This is a genomic window from Achromobacter arsenitoxydans SY8 (genome assembly GCF_000236785.1).
GTDB lineage: Bacteria > Pseudomonadota > Gammaproteobacteria > Burkholderiales > Burkholderiaceae_B > Achromobacter > Achromobacter arsenitoxydans.
The window spans coordinates 232,684-248,355 of record NZ_AGUF01000052.1 but is presented as its reverse complement, the minus strand read 5'-3'; the positions used below and the strand labels follow the sequence as shown (position 1 = coordinate 248,355).

17 protein-coding genes are annotated in these 15,672 nt (G+C 64.8%); 12 read left to right on the top strand and 5 right to left on the bottom strand.

Annotated elements, in window-relative coordinates; all coding sequences use genetic code 11:
• Window positions 1-91 precede the first annotated feature (91 nt).
• Both KYC_RS15085 and KYC_RS15080 read left to right on the top strand, forming a co-directional pair.
• Complete coding sequence (locus tag KYC_RS15085; protein WP_008163740.1) at window positions 92-2,152, top strand: TonB-dependent copper receptor; 2,061 nt, start codon at window positions 92-94, stop codon at window positions 2,150-2,152.
• Window positions 2,153-2,224: 72 nt separating this feature from the next.
• Window positions 2,225-2,422, top strand: a complete 198-nt coding sequence (locus tag KYC_RS15080; protein WP_008163738.1) for a hypothetical protein — start codon at window positions 2,225-2,227, stop codon at window positions 2,420-2,422.
• A gap of 65 nt (window positions 2,423-2,487) precedes the next feature.
• Here KYC_RS15080 and KYC_RS15075 read toward each other — a convergent pair whose 3' ends face one another.
• Window positions 2,488-2,742 carry a hypothetical protein gene (locus tag KYC_RS15075; RefSeq protein ID WP_008163737.1) on the bottom strand — a complete coding sequence of 85 codons (255 nt, stop codon included), beginning with the start codon at window positions 2,740-2,742 and terminating at the stop codon, window positions 2,488-2,490.
• A 17-nt stretch (window positions 2,743-2,759) separates the two neighbouring features.
• Complete coding sequence (ppk2, locus tag KYC_RS15070) at window positions 2,760-3,596, bottom strand: polyphosphate kinase 2 (RefSeq protein ID WP_008163734.1); 837 nt, start codon at window positions 3,594-3,596, stop codon at window positions 2,760-2,762.
• A 473-nt stretch (window positions 3,597-4,069) separates the two neighbouring features.
• Here ppk2 and KYC_RS15065 point away from each other — a divergent pair, with 473 nt between their 5' ends.
• The 5 genes from KYC_RS15065 to KYC_RS15045 all read left to right on the top strand — a co-directional run bounded on the left by KYC_RS15065 (window position 4,070) and on the right by KYC_RS15045 (window position 8,929).
• On the top strand, window positions 4,070-4,462 hold the full coding sequence (locus KYC_RS15065; protein ID WP_008163729.1) for a PRC-barrel domain-containing protein: 393 nt from the start codon (window positions 4,070-4,072) through the stop codon (window positions 4,460-4,462).
• Between the two features lie 50 nt (window positions 4,463-4,512).
• Complete coding sequence (locus tag KYC_RS15060; protein ID WP_008163727.1) at window positions 4,513-4,782, top strand: hypothetical protein; 270 nt, start codon at window positions 4,513-4,515, stop codon at window positions 4,780-4,782.
• A gap of 26 nt (window positions 4,783-4,808) precedes the next feature.
• On the top strand, window positions 4,809-5,723 hold the full coding sequence (gene ku, locus KYC_RS15055; RefSeq protein WP_008163725.1) for a non-homologous end joining protein Ku: 915 nt from the start codon (window positions 4,809-4,811) through the stop codon (window positions 5,721-5,723).
• Window positions 5,724-5,725: 2 nt separating this feature from the next.
• A complete protein-coding gene (ligD, locus tag KYC_RS15050; RefSeq protein WP_008163723.1) occupies window positions 5,726-8,254 on the top strand; it encodes a DNA ligase D in 2,529 nt (842 codons plus the stop codon).
• A 126-nt stretch (window positions 8,255-8,380) separates the two neighbouring features.
• Window positions 8,381-8,929 (top strand): cytochrome b, encoded by a 549-nt coding sequence (locus KYC_RS15045; protein ID WP_043518499.1) that lies wholly within the window; start codon window positions 8,381-8,383, stop codon window positions 8,927-8,929.
• 70 nt (window positions 8,930-8,999) lie between these two features.
• On the opposite strand, the gene KYC_RS15040 is transcribed toward KYC_RS15045, so the two are convergent.
• Window positions 9,000-9,281, bottom strand: a complete 282-nt coding sequence (locus tag KYC_RS15040) for a hypothetical protein (RefSeq protein ID WP_139026524.1) — start codon at window positions 9,279-9,281, stop codon at window positions 9,000-9,002.
• Between the two features lie 207 nt (window positions 9,282-9,488).
• On the opposite strand from KYC_RS15040, the gene KYC_RS15035 reads away from it, so the two are divergent.
• Both KYC_RS15035 and KYC_RS15030 read left to right on the top strand, forming a co-directional pair.
• Window positions 9,489-10,928, top strand: coding sequence for an NAD-dependent succinate-semialdehyde dehydrogenase (locus KYC_RS15035; RefSeq protein WP_043518498.1), 1,440 nt, complete (start codon window positions 9,489-9,491; stop codon window positions 10,926-10,928).
• A 315-nt stretch (window positions 10,929-11,243) separates the two neighbouring features.
• Window positions 11,244-11,813 (top strand): class I SAM-dependent methyltransferase, encoded by a 570-nt coding sequence (locus KYC_RS15030; RefSeq protein ID WP_043518560.1) that lies wholly within the window; start codon window positions 11,244-11,246, stop codon window positions 11,811-11,813.
• Window positions 11,814-11,863: 50 nt separating this feature from the next.
• Here KYC_RS15030 and KYC_RS15025 read toward each other — a convergent pair whose 3' ends face one another.
• On the bottom strand, window positions 11,864-12,619 hold the full coding sequence (locus KYC_RS15025) for a carbonic anhydrase family protein (RefSeq protein WP_043518496.1): 756 nt from the start codon (window positions 12,617-12,619) through the stop codon (window positions 11,864-11,866).
• Window positions 12,620-12,910: 291 nt separating this feature from the next.
• Here KYC_RS15025 and KYC_RS15020 point away from each other — a divergent pair, with 291 nt between their 5' ends.
• The 3 genes from KYC_RS15020 (at window position 12,911) to KYC_RS15010 (ending at window position 14,196) form a co-directional block, all read left to right on the top strand.
• Complete coding sequence (locus KYC_RS15020; RefSeq protein WP_008163711.1) at window positions 12,911-13,135, top strand: LapA family protein; 225 nt, start codon at window positions 12,911-12,913, stop codon at window positions 13,133-13,135.
• Window positions 13,136-13,215: 80 nt separating this feature from the next.
• Complete coding sequence (locus tag KYC_RS15015; protein WP_008163709.1) at window positions 13,216-13,656, top strand: hypothetical protein; 441 nt, start codon at window positions 13,216-13,218, stop codon at window positions 13,654-13,656.
• Window positions 13,657-13,698: 42 nt separating this feature from the next.
• A complete protein-coding gene (locus tag KYC_RS15010) occupies window positions 13,699-14,196 on the top strand; it encodes an outer membrane lipoprotein (protein WP_008163708.1) in 498 nt (165 codons plus the stop codon).
• Between the two features lie 151 nt (window positions 14,197-14,347).
• Here the strand turns inward: KYC_RS15010 and KYC_RS15005 are convergent, their stop codons facing one another.
• Entirely contained in the window at window positions 14,348-15,532 is a 1,185-nt protein-coding gene (locus KYC_RS15005; RefSeq protein ID WP_008163706.1) for a hypothetical protein, read from the bottom strand.
• Window positions 15,533-15,672: the final 140 nt, after the last annotated feature.

The window sequence follows — 15,672 nt, the reverse complement described above, 5'->3', positions numbered from 1 at the left end:
GTATTCCGTCGCCGGGCCGCGCTTGCGCGGCTGCGAGCGGGCGGACCACTGGGCGACTCAATCCAACGATCCAAGATGGTCGAGATTCCCTATGTTCAAGCAGCACGAATTCCTCCGCATGACCTGCCTGGCCGCCGCCATGGCCGCCTCGTTCCCCGCCTGGGCGCAATCCGCCGCCGACGGCGTCGCCACGCTGGACCCCGTGGTGATCACCGGCGTCGCGCCCAGCGCGCCGCTGACCTTCACGACCGACCCCAAGATTCCGCGCCAGCCGCTGCCGGCCAGCGACGGCACTGATTATCTAAAGACCATCCCCGGCTTCTCCGCGATCCGCAACGGCGGCACCAACGGCGATCCGGTGCTGCGCGGCATGTTCGGCTCGCGCTTGAACATCCTGACCAACGGCACCTCCATGCCCGGCGCCTGCCCGGCGCGCATGGACGCGCCCAGCTCCTACATTTCTCCCGAGAATTTCGACCAGCTCACGGTCATCAAGGGGCCGCAGACCGTGTTGTGGGGACCGGGCGCGTCGGCCGGCACCATCCGCTTCGACCGCGACACGCCGCGGTTCACCGAGGCTGGCGTGCGCTTTGACGGCAGCCTGATCGGCGGGTCGTTCGGGCGCAACGACCAGACGGCGGACCTGACCGTGGGCAATGAAAAGGTTTATACGCGGGTCACGGCCAACCACTCCCATTCGCAGGACTACAAGGACGGCGACGGCAACACCGTGCCCTCGCGCTGGGACAAGTGGAATGCGGACGTGACGCTGGGCTTCACGCCCGATGCGGACACGCTGTACGAACTGACCGCCGGCACCGGCGACGGCGAGGCGCGCTACGCCGGCCGGGGCATGGACGGCTCGCAGTTCAAGCGGGAAAGCTTCGGGCTGCGCTTTGAAAAGCGCAACATCGGCACGGTGCTGGACAAGCTGGAGGCGCAGCTCTACTACAACTACGCCGACCACGTCATGGATAACTACACGCTGCGCGCGCCGGACCCGTCCAGCGCCATGGCGATGGCCATGGCGGGCGACGTGGACCGCGCCACCTGGGGCGGACGCGTCGCCAGCACCTGGACGCTGTCGCCGGACCTCAGCCTGGTCACGGGCCTGGACTTCCAGCAGAGCCGCCACCGCTCGCGCAGCGGAACGCAAGCCATGTCGTACCGCAGCCAGCCCTGGGTCAAGGACGCCGACTTCTCCAATACCGGCGTCTTCGGAGAGCTGACCTGGCGCGCCGCGCCTGACAGCCGCGTCATCGGCGGCGCGCGCGTGGACTGGGCCTCCGCCAAAGACTTTCGCCAGACCACCAGCGGCATGATGATGCCCATGCCCAATCCCACCGCCAACGAGCGCCGCAACGATACCTTGCCCAGCGGCTTTCTGCGATACGAGAAGGACCTGGCCTCGCTGCCCGCCACCGTCTACATCGGGCTGGGCCATGTCGAGCGGTTCCCCGACTACTGGGAGTTGTTCTCGCCCGACAACGGACCTACGGGGTCAGCTAACGCCTTCCAGGGCGTCAAGCCGGAAAAGACCACGCAGCTCGATTTCGGCGCGCAGTACAAGACGGAAACGCTGGACGCCTGGTTCTCCGGCTATGCCGGCTACGTGAACGACTTCATCCTGTTCAGCTACACGTCGGGCGGAATGATGGGCCCGTCTTCGCAGGCCGCCAACGTCGACGCCAGGATATTCGGCGGAGAACTCGGCGCGTCCTACGCCGTGACGTCCAACTGGAAGCTGGGCGCCACGCTCGCGTACGCCTGGGGCCAGAACCGCAGCGACGGCCGGGCGCTGCCGCAAATCCCGCCGCTAGAGGCCAAGCTCAGCGCGGCCTATGACGATGGCACCTGGTCGGCGGGCGCGCTGTGGCGCCTTGTCGCGCCGCAGAAGCGCTATGCCCTGAATGAGGGCAACGTGGTCGGCAAGGATTTCGGCCCCAGCGCGGGGTTCGGCGTCTTTTCCATCAATGCGGGCTATGTGGTGAACAAGCAGGTCAAGCTGTCGCTGGGGGTCGATAACCTGTTCGACAAGACCTACAGCGAACACCTGAATCTGGCCGGCAATGCGGGTTTCGGCTATCCGGCCAACACCGCGGTCAATGAACCGGGCCGCAGCGTGTGGGCCCGCGTCAGCGTCAGATACTGAAGCTGGCTTGCCGGGCACGGCACTTGCTCAGTCCATGGCGCATCGCCTTTCATTGTCCTCTGGAGAAGCGTCATGGAAGACTTCAAATACACGGTCGTCCCTGGTTCCGTCAGGGTCCTGAGCAGCGGGGAACGCCGCGCGCAGCGCACGCTGGCGGCGGCGGAGCAGCTGCTGCATCCCGAAAGGCCGGCGCCCGAGTCCATGTCTTCGGTGGAGGCCGAGCTGGCAAGCTACGTCAAGAAGGCGTATCGGCCGCGCGTTGCCTGGTAGGCGCGGCCGGCAGACAGCAGGGGCCCCAGCAGGAAGCCGTCAGGCAGCGGGGCCCCGTCCGCGATTCACTCGATCGGCGCCCGCATCACCAGGGCGGTGATCGTGTGGTTCTTCCAGAACACCTGGTGTATCCGGGGCAGCAAGACCTGAAGCTCGGCTTCGGTCGCGGCGTGGAACGTCACCAGCACCGCAGGGCGCGCGCCTTCGCTTGGCACGCGCTTGATCTCGTCCAGCGACGGGAAGCCATACTTTTGCAGAAACATCCGGATGTCGTCGTCGGACGTGCTGTCTTCCACATGATTGATCAGCAGGGCGGCCATTGCCGGTTCTCCAAAAGTCAGAATTTCTCGGGGACGTACCTGAACGGGTAGTCCGGTTCGGTATAGCCCTTGGGCTTTTGCCGCTTGGGCAATTTGATCTTTTCCCGAGGTTCGGTGGTGTACGGGATGCGTTCCAGCAGATGGTTGATGATGTTCAGCCGCACCTGCCGCTTGTTGTCGGAGCGCCCGACGAACCACGGGGCGATAGCTGTGTCGGACGCCTTGAACATGTCGTCCCGCGCGCGGGAGTAGTCGTACCAGCGGCTGTAGGAATCCAGGTCCATCTTGGTCAGCTTCCAGGTCTTGCGCTCGTCGTTGATGCGCGACTGAAGGCGCCGGGTCTGCTCTTGTTCGCTAACCTCCAGCCAATACTTGAACAGCAGGATGCCGGAATCAATCATGAGCCGTTCCAGCAGCGGCACGCCCTTCAGGAAAGAATCGACCTGGTCTTCGGTGCAGAATCCCATGACGCGCTCCACGCCCGCCCGGTTGTACCAGCTGCGGTCGAAAATCACGACTTCGCCCGCGGCCGGAAAATGCGGCAGGTAGCGCTGTATATACATCTGGGATTTTTCGCGTTCGGTGGGGGCGGGCAGGGCCACGACCCGGAACACCCGCGGGCTGACGCGTTCGGTTATCGCCTTGATGGTCCCGCCCTTGCCGGCGCCGTCGCGGCCTTCGAACACAATGCACACCTTCGCGCCGGTCCGTACGACCCACTGCTGCAGCTTGACGAGTTCCACGTGCAGGCCGGCAAGCTCCTTTTCGTATTGCGTTCTGGACAGTCCGGTCTTGGCGGGCGCTTCGGACGGACTCTTATCCTGCTTCTTGTCCCGCTTCTTATTGGCCATCATCGCGCTCCTGGAATCTTGCTGCACGAGTGAAATGCATCGTCAACACTGGCAAGTCACTTTGAATATATTGCCGATCCGCCCGCGCTTGTAGGCGCGTTACGTATCGAATTATGGGGACGCACCCAACCGGCCCATAGGGAAAAGGCGCGGGGATGGCGCATCCGGGCATGGCGCTTGCTGAAAGCGTCGACGGCCGCGATCCCGCGAGCCTTCCGCGAACTCAGGGTGACAGCCATGCAAGCACAATCTCCCAACCCGCCAGCTACGCCGGGACAGCCCGGCGGGGCCCCGGATACCGCCCGGCCCCTTCCAGCCAAAGATGGATCCGCGCCCGTGAAGCCGTCGGACGCCAGCGAGAACACGCAGGGCAACGAGGTCCATGAAGAAGACCTGGAGCCCACCGACACCACTGATGCGGACGATGACCCGGACAGCGCCGGGCGCCCGTCCTGACCCGCCAGGGGAGAACCGCCATGATGGAAAAGACCGCTACATTGGGCTGGGCCGTCCTGCTGGGCGTCCTGTCGAACGTGTCCACGGTGTCGGCCCAGGGCGCGCCACAGTCCGTGACGGAAGTGCGCGTCGACGTCGCGAAGGTGGACGCGGGCTATCGCGCATCGAAGATCAACGGCGCCACCGTCTACAACGGCAAGAAGGAAAAGGTCGGCACCGTCGACGACCTGATACTGGGTCCGCCCGACTGGGTGCCGTATGCCGTGCTGTCAGTGGGCGGCCTGCTGGGCGTGGGCAACCACCTCGTCACCGTGCCGCTGTCGAAACTCCAGGTCGCCGGAGACCAGCTTGTCTTGCCCGACGCGACCAAGGACACGCTCAAGGCGCTGCCGGAGTTCAAGTACATGAAATAGCCGGGTCCGAGGCGCGCCGCGAATCGCCTCCGAATCACGCAGGAGCCCTTATGAAGAATGACGATTTGCCCCGTTCCGCATCCAGCTCCCCGTCGCTGGCGCGTCAGCTCAAGGACATTGACCGCCGCCGTCCCGATTTTCCAGGCGAGCACGTCATCGTATTCGGCGTGGGCGTGCTGCTGATGCTGGCAGGCATGCGCAGCCGCACCGTATTGCGCCGGACGCTCATTACGGCAGCGGGCACGGCGCTGGTGGGCCGGGCCGCCAGTGGAACCGGGGGCATCGCCAGGGTCGCTCGCGTGGTGAGGCGGCTGGGCTGACGGCCTGCGAGCAGAGGAGCCTTGCCATGGCATCGAGAACCATCTGGAAAGGCGCGATCTCCTTCGGGCTGGTCCATATTCCGGTAGGCCTGCACACCGCCACGACCGAGTCGGGCGTGGATTTCGACTGGCTGGACAAGCGGTCGATGGATCCCGTGGGATACAAGCGCATCAACAAGCGCACTGGCAAAGAGATCGACAAGGAGAATATCGTCAAGGGCGTAGAGTATGAAGACGGCCAGTACGTCATCATTTCGCCCGATGAAATTGCCGATGCCTACCCCAGGACCACGCAAACCATCGAGATCCAGCAGTTCGTCGACGCGGCCGGGGTGTCGTTCGTCTACCTGGAGCGTCCTTATTACGTGGCGCCCATCAACAAGGGCCAGAAGGTATATGCCTTGCTGCGCGACACGCTGGCCAAGACCGGCAAGATCGGCATCGCCAAGGTGGTCATCCAGACAAAGCAGCACCTGGCGGCGCTGATTCCGGCGGGCGATGCGCTGGTCCTGAACCTGATGCGCTGGGGCGACGAGGTCAAATCGCTGGAAGGGCTGGACCTGCCCAAGGTGGGCGCCAAGGGCGTGAGCCCCAGCGCCAGCGAGCTGAAGATGGCGAAGATGCTCGTCGACGACATGTCCGGCGAATGGGACCCCGAGCAGTACAAAGATGAATTCAAGGCCGCCGTGATGGCGCTCGTCGAGAAACGCGCGCGCGCGGGCAAGACCCAGACCGTAATCGAGCCGCAGGAGGAATCTCCCGCCTACGCCGATAACGTCATCGACCTGACTGAATTGCTGCAGCGCAGCCTGAAGGGAGGCAGGGCGGGCGCCAAGAAGGCCGCGCCCCGCAAGACCGCCGCCAGGAAGGCGCCAGCCAAGGCAGTCAAAACGGCGGCCAAGAGCGCAGCCAAGGCAGCCAAGTCCCGCAAGGCAGCCTGACCATGGCGGACGCCCTCAAGAAATACCGCGAAAAGCGCAACTTCAAGGTGACGTCGGAGCCGGCCGGAGGCGGCGAGGCCAACGAGGCCGCGCGCGCCTTTGTCATCCAGAAGCACTGGGCCAGCCGGCTTCATTACGACTTCCGCCTGGAACTGGACGGCGCCATGAAAAGCTGGGCGGTGCCCAAGGGCCCCAGCTACGACCCCGCCGTCAAGCGCATGGCCGTCCAGGTCGAGGACCATCCCATCGCCTATAACCAGTTCGAGGGCCAGATACCCAAGGGCCAGTACGGCGCGGGCAAGGTCATCATCTGGGACGAGGGCAGGTGGGAGCCGGTGGGCGATCCGCGCAAAGGCTATCGCGCCGGCCACCTGAAGTTCGACCTTCAGGGCGTAAAGATGCAGGGTAGATGGGCGCTGATCCGGCTCAAAGGCAAGGAAACAGAGAAACAGCCGCCATGGCTGCTGATCAAGGACCGCGACGATTACGCCCGGGCCGAGCGCGAATTCAGCGTCGTGGACGAGATGCCCGACAGCGTCGTGCCGCTGCGTGGCTCGCGCAAGCAGGCAGGAACCGGCAAGACCCGGACCGAACGCCGGAATCCGGCCACGGCGTCGGCTGGCGAGCCCGCGCTGCCCGGCGTGGCCTCGGATCTGCCGGACATGCTCAAGCCCCAGTTGGCCACCCTGGTGGACGGCGTGCCGCGGCAGGCGCAAGACTGGCTGTATGAGATGAAGTTCGATGGCTATCGGCTGATGGCGCGCATCGAAGGCGATGAGGTGCGCTTCTATACGCGCAATGGGCACGACTGGACCGCAAAGCTGCCGCATTTGGCAAAGGCCTTCCGGGCGCTGCCTGCAAAGTGGGCCTGGGTCGACGGCGAAATCGTCATGCCGGATCGCGACGGCATCCCCAACTTCCAGGCGCTGCAAAACGCCTTCGACGGCAAGCGCACCCAGGACATCGTGTTCTACGCCTTCGACCTGCCGCTCATCGGCGGCAGGGATCTGCGCCAGGAACCGCTGTATGTCCGCCGGGCGCTGCTCAAGCAATTGATGGACACGGCCAAAGACGACCGCCTGCGGTTCAGCGAGGCGCTCGACGCGGCGCCCGCCGACCTGGTGGCATCCGCCTGCAAGATGGGGCTGGAAGGCATCATGGCCAAGCGGCTGTCGTCGCCCTATGTGTCGCGGCGCGCCGATACCTGGGTCAAGGTGAAATGCGCCCGGCGCCAGGAATTCGTCATCGTCGGCTACACGGCGCCCAAGGGCGCGCGCGCGGGGCTGGGAGCGCTGCTGCTGGCCGTCAGCGAACAGGGCGGCGGCCTGCGGTATGCGGGCAAGGTCGGCACGGGATTCGACGACCAGACCCTGATATCCCTGCAAAAGCGGCTGGCGCGCATCGAAACGGATGAAAAAGCGGTGACGGGCGGGGCGAAGGGCCCGGGAGTGCATTGGGTCCAGCCCGGGCTGATCGCCGAGGTCTCGTTCGGCGAATGGACCAGCGGTGGCCATATCCGGCATTCGGTGTTCCGTGGGTTGCGGCAGGACAAGCCGGTGCGGGCGGTTTCCCGGGAGAAGGCTGTGCCAGTCAAAGACATTGAAGGCGACGCCAGCGCCACGAAGGCGCCCAAGGCTAGGCGGGCATCGCCGGCGGGCGGAAAGCTGGGCAAGCTCACCAACCCGGATCGTGTCATCGACCCGTCCACCAAGTTCACCAAGCTGGACCTGGCCCGCTACTACGGGCTGATCGCGCCCCTGCTGCTCAAGCATCTGAAGGGCCGCCCGGTGTCGTTCCTGCGCGCGCCGGCGGGCATCCAGGGGGAATTCTTCTTCCAGAAACACCTGGAGGCCGCCATGCCGGGCGTAAAGCCGTTGCCCCCGACACTGGATCCCGACCATCCGCCGCTGCTGGAGGTGCCCACGCAGGAAGCCATCATGTCCGCCGTGCAGATGAACGTTGTGGAGTTCCACACCTGGAACGCGGTCAAGACTTCCATCGACAAGCCCGACCGCATGCTGTTCGACCTGGATCCGGGGCAGGGCGTGGATTGGGCAACGATGCAGCAGGCCGCGCACCTGCTGCATGTGCTGCTGCAGGAAATCGGCCTGCGGGCCTGGCTGAAGACCAGCGGCGGCAAAGGGCTGCATGTCGTAGTGCCCCTGCGCAAGCAGTACGGCTGGGACACGGTGAAGGGCTTCTCGCACGCCATCGTCCAGCACCTGGCCCGCACGCTGCCGCAGATTTTCGTGGCCAAAAGCGGGCCGAAGAACCGGGTCGGGAAGATTTTTGCCGACTATCTGCGCAATGGCTTCGGCGCCACCACGGTGGCGGCCTGGTCGGCGCGGGCCCGCCCCGGGCTGGGCGTGTCGGTGCCCGTGGCCTGGGACGAACTGGAAACACTCAAGGGGGGCGCGCATTGGACGATCAGCGATATCCATGCGCGGTTGGACATCGGCAACGCGCCTTGGGAGGACTACGCGCCTCAGGCGGCCGGGCGCGCCATGGCCGCGATGGAATTCGAGCCCTGAGGCGGCCGGGTCCGTAAGGCGAGGGCGCGGCGGCGATTGCACTTTGTTGCATGCGCCCGGTGCTGTGTAGGCAAAATGCCTGAATCGTCCCTGCTGTGCATAACGGTTTCCCACAGGAGGCTTCAGATGACAGCCCGCTCAACCCAGGCCGGAATCATGGACAGCCCCGAGGGCTACGGCATTGTCAGCCGCACCCTGCATTGGCTTATGGCGGCGCTGCTGCTTTGGCAATTCGCCAGCGCGGCCGCCCGCCAGTTCATGCCCGACACCCCCGTCGAGGATTTCTTCTGGTTCTCGCATACGTCGCTGGGGTTTCTGCTGTTCATTCTGGTGCTGGTGCGCGGCGCGTGGGCCCTGGTGAACGCCCGCCGGCGGCCAAACAGCGGCTTTATGGCGCGGTGTGGCCATGTGGTTCTGTATCTGCTGATGCTGGCCATCCCGACCCTGGGCCTCCTGCGCGCATATGGCAGGGGCCGCGGCTATTCGCCGTTCGGCATCGAGGTGTTCGGCGCAAGGGACCACGAGATCGAAAGCCTGGTGCAGCTGGCCAATTCCTGGCATGGCCTGCTGGGATGGACGCTGATCGCGCTGACGGCCGGTCACATCTGTATGGCGTTCCTGCACCGCAAGCCGAACGGACAGCGCGTGCTGTCCTATATGACCAAAGGACAATGAGCGGCCAGCGCGCCGGCATCGGAAAAATATGCCGGCGCGTGTCGAAACGGCGCGCCCGGCCGGCGCGGCCTCAAGCGACCAGCCGATAGGCCAGCCCCAGGGTAAAGAGCAGGGCGGTGCCGATCGCCCAGAACGCCAGCGACAGCCACGCGCTGAGCGGCACGCGGGCAGGGGGCGCGGCGGCGGACGGCTCGTCGCGCGGGGGCGCTGGCGGGAGGTCTTCATTGGCGGCGGCGGACAGCCGCGGCGGACACGAACTGGCGCACCCGGCCGTTGCAGCCAGGGGCGACGCGAATGACACCAGGATATTTCCGACAGGCGTCGGGGTTAAGACGGGTTCCGGCGAGCTCATGATGAGTCTCCGTGATCGAGGACGACGTGGGGGAGGACAGCCCAGGGGGGAGAGCAAGCGGCGTGCCCGCCTCGTGGCCGCGGCCGCGCTGCCCACTTCCCGTCGCCAGCTCAAACACTTACGATACCGGCAGGCGCCAGGCGTTTTCCGCCGCGCTTGCCCGAATCGAATTGAACGTGACGGCCGCATTTCCACCACGGAGCACTCATGAGCGATTACCCCGATACTCTTCTTTTGATCGACAACGAATGGCGCGAGGCCCGCGGCGGCGCTCGCATCGACGTAGTGAACCCCGCCTCTGGCCAGAAGATCGGCCAGGTCGCCAGCGCCAGCCGCGAAGATCTGGACCTTGCCCTGGCGGCGGCCCAGCGCGGCTTCGAAACCTGGCGCGACGTGTCCGCCCATGAGCGCTGCGCCGTCATGCGCAAGGCGGCCGCGCTGCTGCGCGAACGCGCCGACTCCGTCGCCCGCCTGCTGACGCAGGAACAGGGCAAGCCGCTGGTCGAAGCGCGCGGCGAAGTCCTGGCCGGGGCCGACATCATCGACTGGTTCGCCAACGAAGCGCTGCGCGTCTACGGCCGCATCGTCCCGTCCCGCAATCCGGCGGCGCAGCAACTGGTCATCAAGGAGCCGGTCGGCCCCGTCGCGGCGTTCACGCCGTGGAACTTCCCGGTCAACCAGATCGTGCGCAAACTGGGCGCCGCCCTGGCCACGGGCTGCTCCTTCCTGGTGAAGGCGCCCGAAGAGACCCCGGCTTCGCCCGCCGCGCTGCTCAATTGCTTTGTCGACGCCGGCATCCCCAAGGGCGTCGTGGGCCTGGTGTTCGGCTCGCCGGCTGAAATCTCCAGCTACCTGATCCCGCACCCGGTGATCCGCAAGGTCACCTTCACCGGCTCCACGCCGGTGGGCAAGGAACTGGCCGCGCTGGCCGGGCGCCACATGAAGCGCGTCACCATGGAGCTGGGCGGTCACGCCCCGGTAATCATCGCCGAGGACGCCGACGTCCAGCTGGCCGTCAAGGCCTCGGGCGGCGCCAAGTTCCGCAATGCGGGCCAGGTCTGCATCTCGCCCACGCGCTTCCTGGTGCACAAGAACGTCAAGGCCGCCTTCGAAGAGGCGTTCGTGGCCCACGCCGAAAAGCTCAAGCTGGGCGACGGCCTGACCGAAGGCACGACCCTCGGCCCCCTGGCCAATGACCGCCGCCTGGCGGCCATGGACAAGATCGTCAAGAACGCCAGCGAAAAGGGCGCGCGTCTGGCCACCGGCGGCAAGCGGGTGGGCGGCGCGGGCAATTTCTTCGCCCCGACCATCCTGACCGACGTGCCGCTGGAAGCCGACATCTTCAATGAAGAGCCGTTCGGCCCGATCGCCGCCATCCGCAGCTTCGACACGCTGGACGAGGCCATCCGCGAAGCCAACCGCCTGCCGTTCGGCTTGGCCGCCTATGCGTTCACCCGCTCGATCAAGACCGTGCAGGAGCTTACGCGCCGTCTGGAAGTGGGCATGCTGTGGGTCAACCAGCCCGCCACGCCTTCGGCCGAACTGCCGTTCGGCGGCGTGAAGGATTCGGGCTACGGTTCCGAAGGCGGCCCCGAGGCCCTCGAAGCCTATCTCGTCACCAAAGCGGTATCGGTCGTGGGCGTGTAAGCGCCCGCCCGGCGCCGGGTCCGCCTTTCGGCGGATCCGGCTGATGGCCAGTCGTTGGAACCGCGACGCTGTTGCAAAATGCGTAGAAGCGCAGCATCGTGCGTGCGGCGCGCGGCGATGCGGCCCCTGTAGCAAGCGGTCAGGCGCCCGGCGCGGCGTCGAATTGATAAGGGTGCTTACGCACCGTTGCCTGTCGCTGCCGCCAGGCTTAGGTAATGTCTGGTTGATATGTCTAACCCGGAGATAGACGCATCAATGCATTCCTCGCCGTCCTACAAAACGATTGCCCAAGTCAAATCAGCGTCAAGCCGCTCCATGTCGTGGCTGCAGGAGCGCAAGCAGTTCGTCAAGGCGCTGCTTTCCAACCCCGCGGCCATCGGCGCGGTGGCGCCTTCGGGCGCCGCGCTGGCCGCCGCCATTACCGAATCAATAGAACCCCGGGGCAAAGTCCTTGAACTGGGCTGCGGCACCGGTGTCTTCACGCGCGAAATGCTGCGCAAAGGCGTGGCGCCGTCCAGCTTGGTCCTGGTCGAGCAGGACTCCGAAATGAGCTCCAGCCTGCGCACCCAATTCCCCGAGGCGGCCGTGCTGCAGGTGTCGGCCCAGGATCTGTCGCGCGAAAGCCATCCCGAACTGCATGGAATCGACGCCGCCATCTGTGGGCTGCCCCTCAGGAACATGAGCGGCGCGCACCACCATAAGCTGCTCACCGCCGTGTTCGAGGCCATGCGCCCGGGCGGATCCATGCACTTCTTCACGTACGGTGTGCGCTGTCCCATATCCCCCAGCGTGCTCGAGGATTGCGGCCTGTTCGCGCGGCGCGTGCGCTTCGTTCCGCTCAACCTGCCTCCGGCGTCGGTCTACAGCCTGAGCCGCCAGCCCTGACGCCGGCGGCCGAAACCGGCGGCCGGCGATCCGGCGGCCGCAAACCGCTGTTACGCCAGGAACGTAAGCATGCCGTTGCTCAGGTCGTACATCGACCCGACGATCTTGATTTTCCCTTCCTTTTCCAGCCCGGCAAGGATGGGACTGTTCTTGCGGATGGACTCGACCGTCTGCAGCACATTCGTCCTGGCCACGGCATCGACGAAGGCCGCATTCTTGCCGCTGCGCTCGCCCGAGTACTTGGTCGCTTCGACCGCGGGCTTGATCACGTTGAGCAGGCCCGTCAGGTGACCCAGTTCCACGTTGTCGATCGCGCCCGCCACGGCGCCGCACGCCGTATGGCCCATGACCAGCACCACCTTGGCGCCGGCCGCGGCGCAGGCGAACTCCATGCTGCCCAGCAGATCGTTGTTGGAGATATTGCCGGCGATCCGGCCGTTGAAGGTGTCGCCGATGCCCGTGTCCAGGATGATTTCCGCGGGTGCGCGGGAATCAATGCAGCTCAGGATCACGGCGGCGGGAAACTGCCCTGACGCGCTGGACCGTTTCTGGGCCAGGTAATCGTGCGCTTGCGGCTTGCCCGCCCGAAAGCGGGCGTTGCCCTTTTTCATCATTTCGATGACCTGATCCGGCGTCATCGCGTCCCGCTGCGCCTGCGTGAGCGACGCGGCCGACGCGTCTTGCGGAGCCAGCGCCACGCCGGCCATCACGGCGGCCGCTCCCGCGCCCGCGCCTGCCTTCAACCAGACCCGGCGCTCCGGGTTATGAGGGTGCCCTGCGATGCAACAATCCTTGATTGCTTCCATGACGTGTCCCCAAAATGCAGCCCGCAAAGACAGACCGCGGGGCGCGGTTGTTCATGTCCGGGCCGGCCATACGCGACTGATTTATGGCGCATATATTCTGTTCCTGTTCGCCGGGGCAGACAATGTTTCCGCGCGACACGCGAGCAATTGGCAGGCGGGGCAGGGGCCAAGCCGGTTTCGCAAGCGCCCCGATTTCCTTGTATTCCCGCCGGATGAATGGCATAGTTTTTCGCACGATCGGTCCCCGGCAGTTTCAGGGGCGATTCAGACTACAGATACGAAAGGTGCCCCATGAGATACCTCTACATCGTATTGATCGTTCTGCTGACGGCCGCCGTACTCTCATTCAAGATCCAGAACTTCGATTCCGTCACGCTGTCGCTCTGGACCTCGACCGTCACGCTGCCAGCCTCGGTCCTGGTCATCGGCGTGTACATCCTGGGAATGTTCACGGGCGGATTCCTCATCAGCCTGTTGCGTTCTGCCTTCCGCGGCGCCGCAAACCGCCCGTCCTAGCAATTCCTGAAAGATTCGACCCAGCAAGTCGCGTGGCCGCGCCGATTCCAGGCGCGCACGCGCACCAAGGAGCAATCTCGATGAAACGGCTATCCCTGATCTTTTCCACGTGCCTGCTGGCCGGTTGCGCCGGCACCGTCGCCACCCAGAAAGACCTGGCGACCTACGGCACGCCTCCCAGCGAGGACGATCTCTACCAGTACATGTCGTCGCTGCGGGACACGCTGCCGCCCACGCGCTATGTCAGTTACCGCGACAAGGGCTATGCGGACTCCGTAAAGAAAGCAACCTACACCGGCGAGGACGGCAAGCCCGTGTCCGGCTGGGAGTACGCCTTCGAGGTTGCCGGTTATGACCAGGTGGGCCCCGAGCAGCCGCAATGGACCGCGCGGCGCGTCGTGTTCTTCAATGGCCGCGCGATCGGCGGCTTCGATGGAAATGGGAATTTCATGCGCACCGGCGCGCAACCGCCCGCAGCAAGTGCGCCCGCGCCCGCAGCGGCCCCCGCGCAGCCGCGATAAGCCCGAATTCCTCCACCATTCCGTCGTACTGGAGAACGCATCATGCACAAGCATCAGCAGGCAGTGAAACGAAGCCCCCTGACCACGATCGGCGCTGGCGCCATTCTTGGGCTGGCCGTCATTCTGGCGGGCTGCGCCAATCCGTCGGCCTCATCGCGCGTCTACACCTTTGACCAGGCGCAGCGGGCGCAGACCGTAACCCTGGGGTATGTCGTCGGCGTGCGGCCGGTGACCATCCAGGCCAGCCAGACCTCGGGCCTGGGCGTCATGGCGGGTGGCGCGCTGGGCGCCGTGACGGGCAGCGCCATCGGCGGCGGGTCCGGCAGGCGGATCACCACCGTCGGCGGCGCGGTGGGCGGCGCGATGGCCGGCAACGCGATCGAAAACGCCAGCGCACGCAGGGCGGGCCTGGAATTGACCGTGCGCCTGGATAGCGGCGACCTTCGCGTCATCACGCAGGAAGCGGACGTGCCCCTGTCCACCGGCCAGCGCGTGCAGATCGTCACGCAGGGTGGCGTGAGCCGGGTCGTCGGCATCTGATCGGCGGCGGGGCGGGCAGGGCACTGGACCGGCGTCAGGCCCGCCATTACTTCGGGCCTGGTTGATCTACACCACCGATTCATACGCTGCGGCGCGTGGCGCATCGGCCATGTGTGCCGATGACGCCCGGACCGGCCCTGCAGGCGCCGGCTTAGAGCAACGTAAACAGTAGCTTCGACAGGGTGCTTTTCAAAGGCCACTGCATCGCCACGACCAGCAGCAATGGGATTGCAGCGGGAGCAAGAATCATCAAAAGGACGGACTTGCTAATCAGGGCTGTCCTCATGGATTCAACCGCTTGGTAAATGGCTTGTACGTCGGCAACAGGACCCAACTCTGGCGCGTCCAGCATGGGGTAATCCGGGACGCTTTTATCCTGTATCCACCGTTCGTCAACCGCTCGGCCATGTTTTGCGGCAAACACGCCATAGTCCAAAAGCGCCTGTTTTTTCACCCGTATAAGCAAAGGTGTGAATACAAGGAGGGGCGCCAAACCGATCAAGGTAAGCACAGCTAGCAGTGCCGCGATCTGGCCATAGAGTTCAGGAACAGCCAGGTCGTGATAAAGCACCTGATGGGCCCAAAGGCCCGCCATAACCGCAGACACGGAAAAAATGAACGGACTGTAGATTGCCGGTAGCCGAGCCAGGAAACCGAGCCCTCCCAGCCTGTCGGGATGCGAAGGTACAAGTTTTAGAGGCAACGCCGAAATTCGATACAGGAGCAGGCTTAATAGAACCAGCCGCCATACCCACGCCAGCAGAAGAATGGAGAAAAGCGGCTTCGTAACCAGCAATAGCCACCAAGCGCCGAATTGCAGGCTGCCGCCTCCGGGCCCCGTCCAGCGAATCTCGTCAGGGTTGGGCGAGAAAAACAGAACCGTTGCCCATGTCACGATAAGTACGGCGATGATCAGCCAGGGCAGACTGCGGTTGCGCAATCGGAGTATGTCTATCAGAACCGACTCAAATCTGGGCTGCAGATTCTCGTCAACGAGTCCGGAGCGACGAAATTCGCGAAGCGTCAGAGGAATGAGTTTCTGTGCAATGCCCTCGGCCAATACAAGCAACGGGATTGCAATGAGACAACGAACATGAATGCCAATGTGGCTCAGCAACGGCTCTTCACCCGCTTTGGCTTCAAGGGCAGTTCCCGCAAGCCAGGCTGCCAAGACCAGCGGCAGCCACGCAATGGCCGCATAGGCGATGGCCCGTCGCTTGAATCCGCCTCCTGATGCCGGTATCAAGCCCAGCTTTTGCTGGAAGCGATAAAAGATGTCACCCCGGGTGAGATAGAACTTCTCGACCTCGATGGCGGGTCTGTGCTCTGTATTCATTCTTGCTCCCTATTGAATGGTATGGGAGAAATGTTCAGTGCTCGCGGATCGGTAACGTCGGTAAAGGATCACGGCTCTACCATTCCTGTCAAGTAATCAATGGTTGACCTGCCATGTCCCGGCAAGCGCGGCAGACAAGC

What these genes read in the sequence shown, in the direction of transcription:
- KYC_RS15085 (WP_008163740.1), top strand. Translation starts at nt 92, where the DNA reads ATGTTCAAGCAGCACGAATTCCTCCGCATGACCTGCCTGGCCGCCGCC.
- KYC_RS15080 (WP_008163738.1), top strand. Translation starts at nt 2,225, where the DNA reads ATGGAAGACTTCAAATACACGGTCGTCCCTGGTTCCGTCAGGGTCCTG.
- KYC_RS15075 (WP_008163737.1), bottom strand. Translation starts at nt 2,742, where the DNA reads ATGGCCGCCCTGCTGATCAATCATGTGGAAGACAGCACGTCCGACGAC.
- ppk2 (WP_008163734.1), bottom strand. Translation starts at nt 3,596, where the DNA reads ATGATGGCCAATAAGAAGCGGGACAAGAAGCAGGATAAGAGTCCGTCC.
- KYC_RS15065 (WP_008163729.1), top strand. Translation starts at nt 4,070, where the DNA reads ATGATGGAAAAGACCGCTACATTGGGCTGGGCCGTCCTGCTGGGCGTC.
- KYC_RS15060 (WP_008163727.1), top strand. Translation starts at nt 4,513, where the DNA reads ATGAAGAATGACGATTTGCCCCGTTCCGCATCCAGCTCCCCGTCGCTG.
- ku (WP_008163725.1), top strand. Translation starts at nt 4,809, where the DNA reads ATGGCATCGAGAACCATCTGGAAAGGCGCGATCTCCTTCGGGCTGGTC.
- ligD (WP_008163723.1), top strand. Translation starts at nt 5,726, where the DNA reads ATGGCGGACGCCCTCAAGAAATACCGCGAAAAGCGCAACTTCAAGGTG.
- KYC_RS15045 (WP_043518499.1), top strand. Translation starts at nt 8,381, where the DNA reads ATGACAGCCCGCTCAACCCAGGCCGGAATCATGGACAGCCCCGAGGGC.
- KYC_RS15040 (WP_139026524.1), bottom strand. Translation starts at nt 9,281, where the DNA reads ATGAGCTCGCCGGAACCCGTCTTAACCCCGACGCCTGTCGGAAATATC.
- KYC_RS15035 (WP_043518498.1), top strand. Translation starts at nt 9,489, where the DNA reads ATGAGCGATTACCCCGATACTCTTCTTTTGATCGACAACGAATGGCGC.
- KYC_RS15030 (WP_043518560.1), top strand. Translation starts at nt 11,244, where the DNA reads ATGTCGTGGCTGCAGGAGCGCAAGCAGTTCGTCAAGGCGCTGCTTTCC.
- KYC_RS15025 (WP_043518496.1), bottom strand. Translation starts at nt 12,619, where the DNA reads ATGGAAGCAATCAAGGATTGTTGCATCGCAGGGCACCCTCATAACCCG.
- KYC_RS15020 (WP_008163711.1), top strand. Translation starts at nt 12,911, where the DNA reads ATGAGATACCTCTACATCGTATTGATCGTTCTGCTGACGGCCGCCGTA.
- KYC_RS15015 (WP_008163709.1), top strand. Translation starts at nt 13,216, where the DNA reads ATGAAACGGCTATCCCTGATCTTTTCCACGTGCCTGCTGGCCGGTTGC.
- KYC_RS15010 (WP_008163708.1), top strand. Translation starts at nt 13,699, where the DNA reads ATGCACAAGCATCAGCAGGCAGTGAAACGAAGCCCCCTGACCACGATC.
- KYC_RS15005 (WP_008163706.1), bottom strand. Translation starts at nt 15,532, where the DNA reads ATGAATACAGAGCACAGACCCGCCATCGAGGTCGAGAAGTTCTATCTC.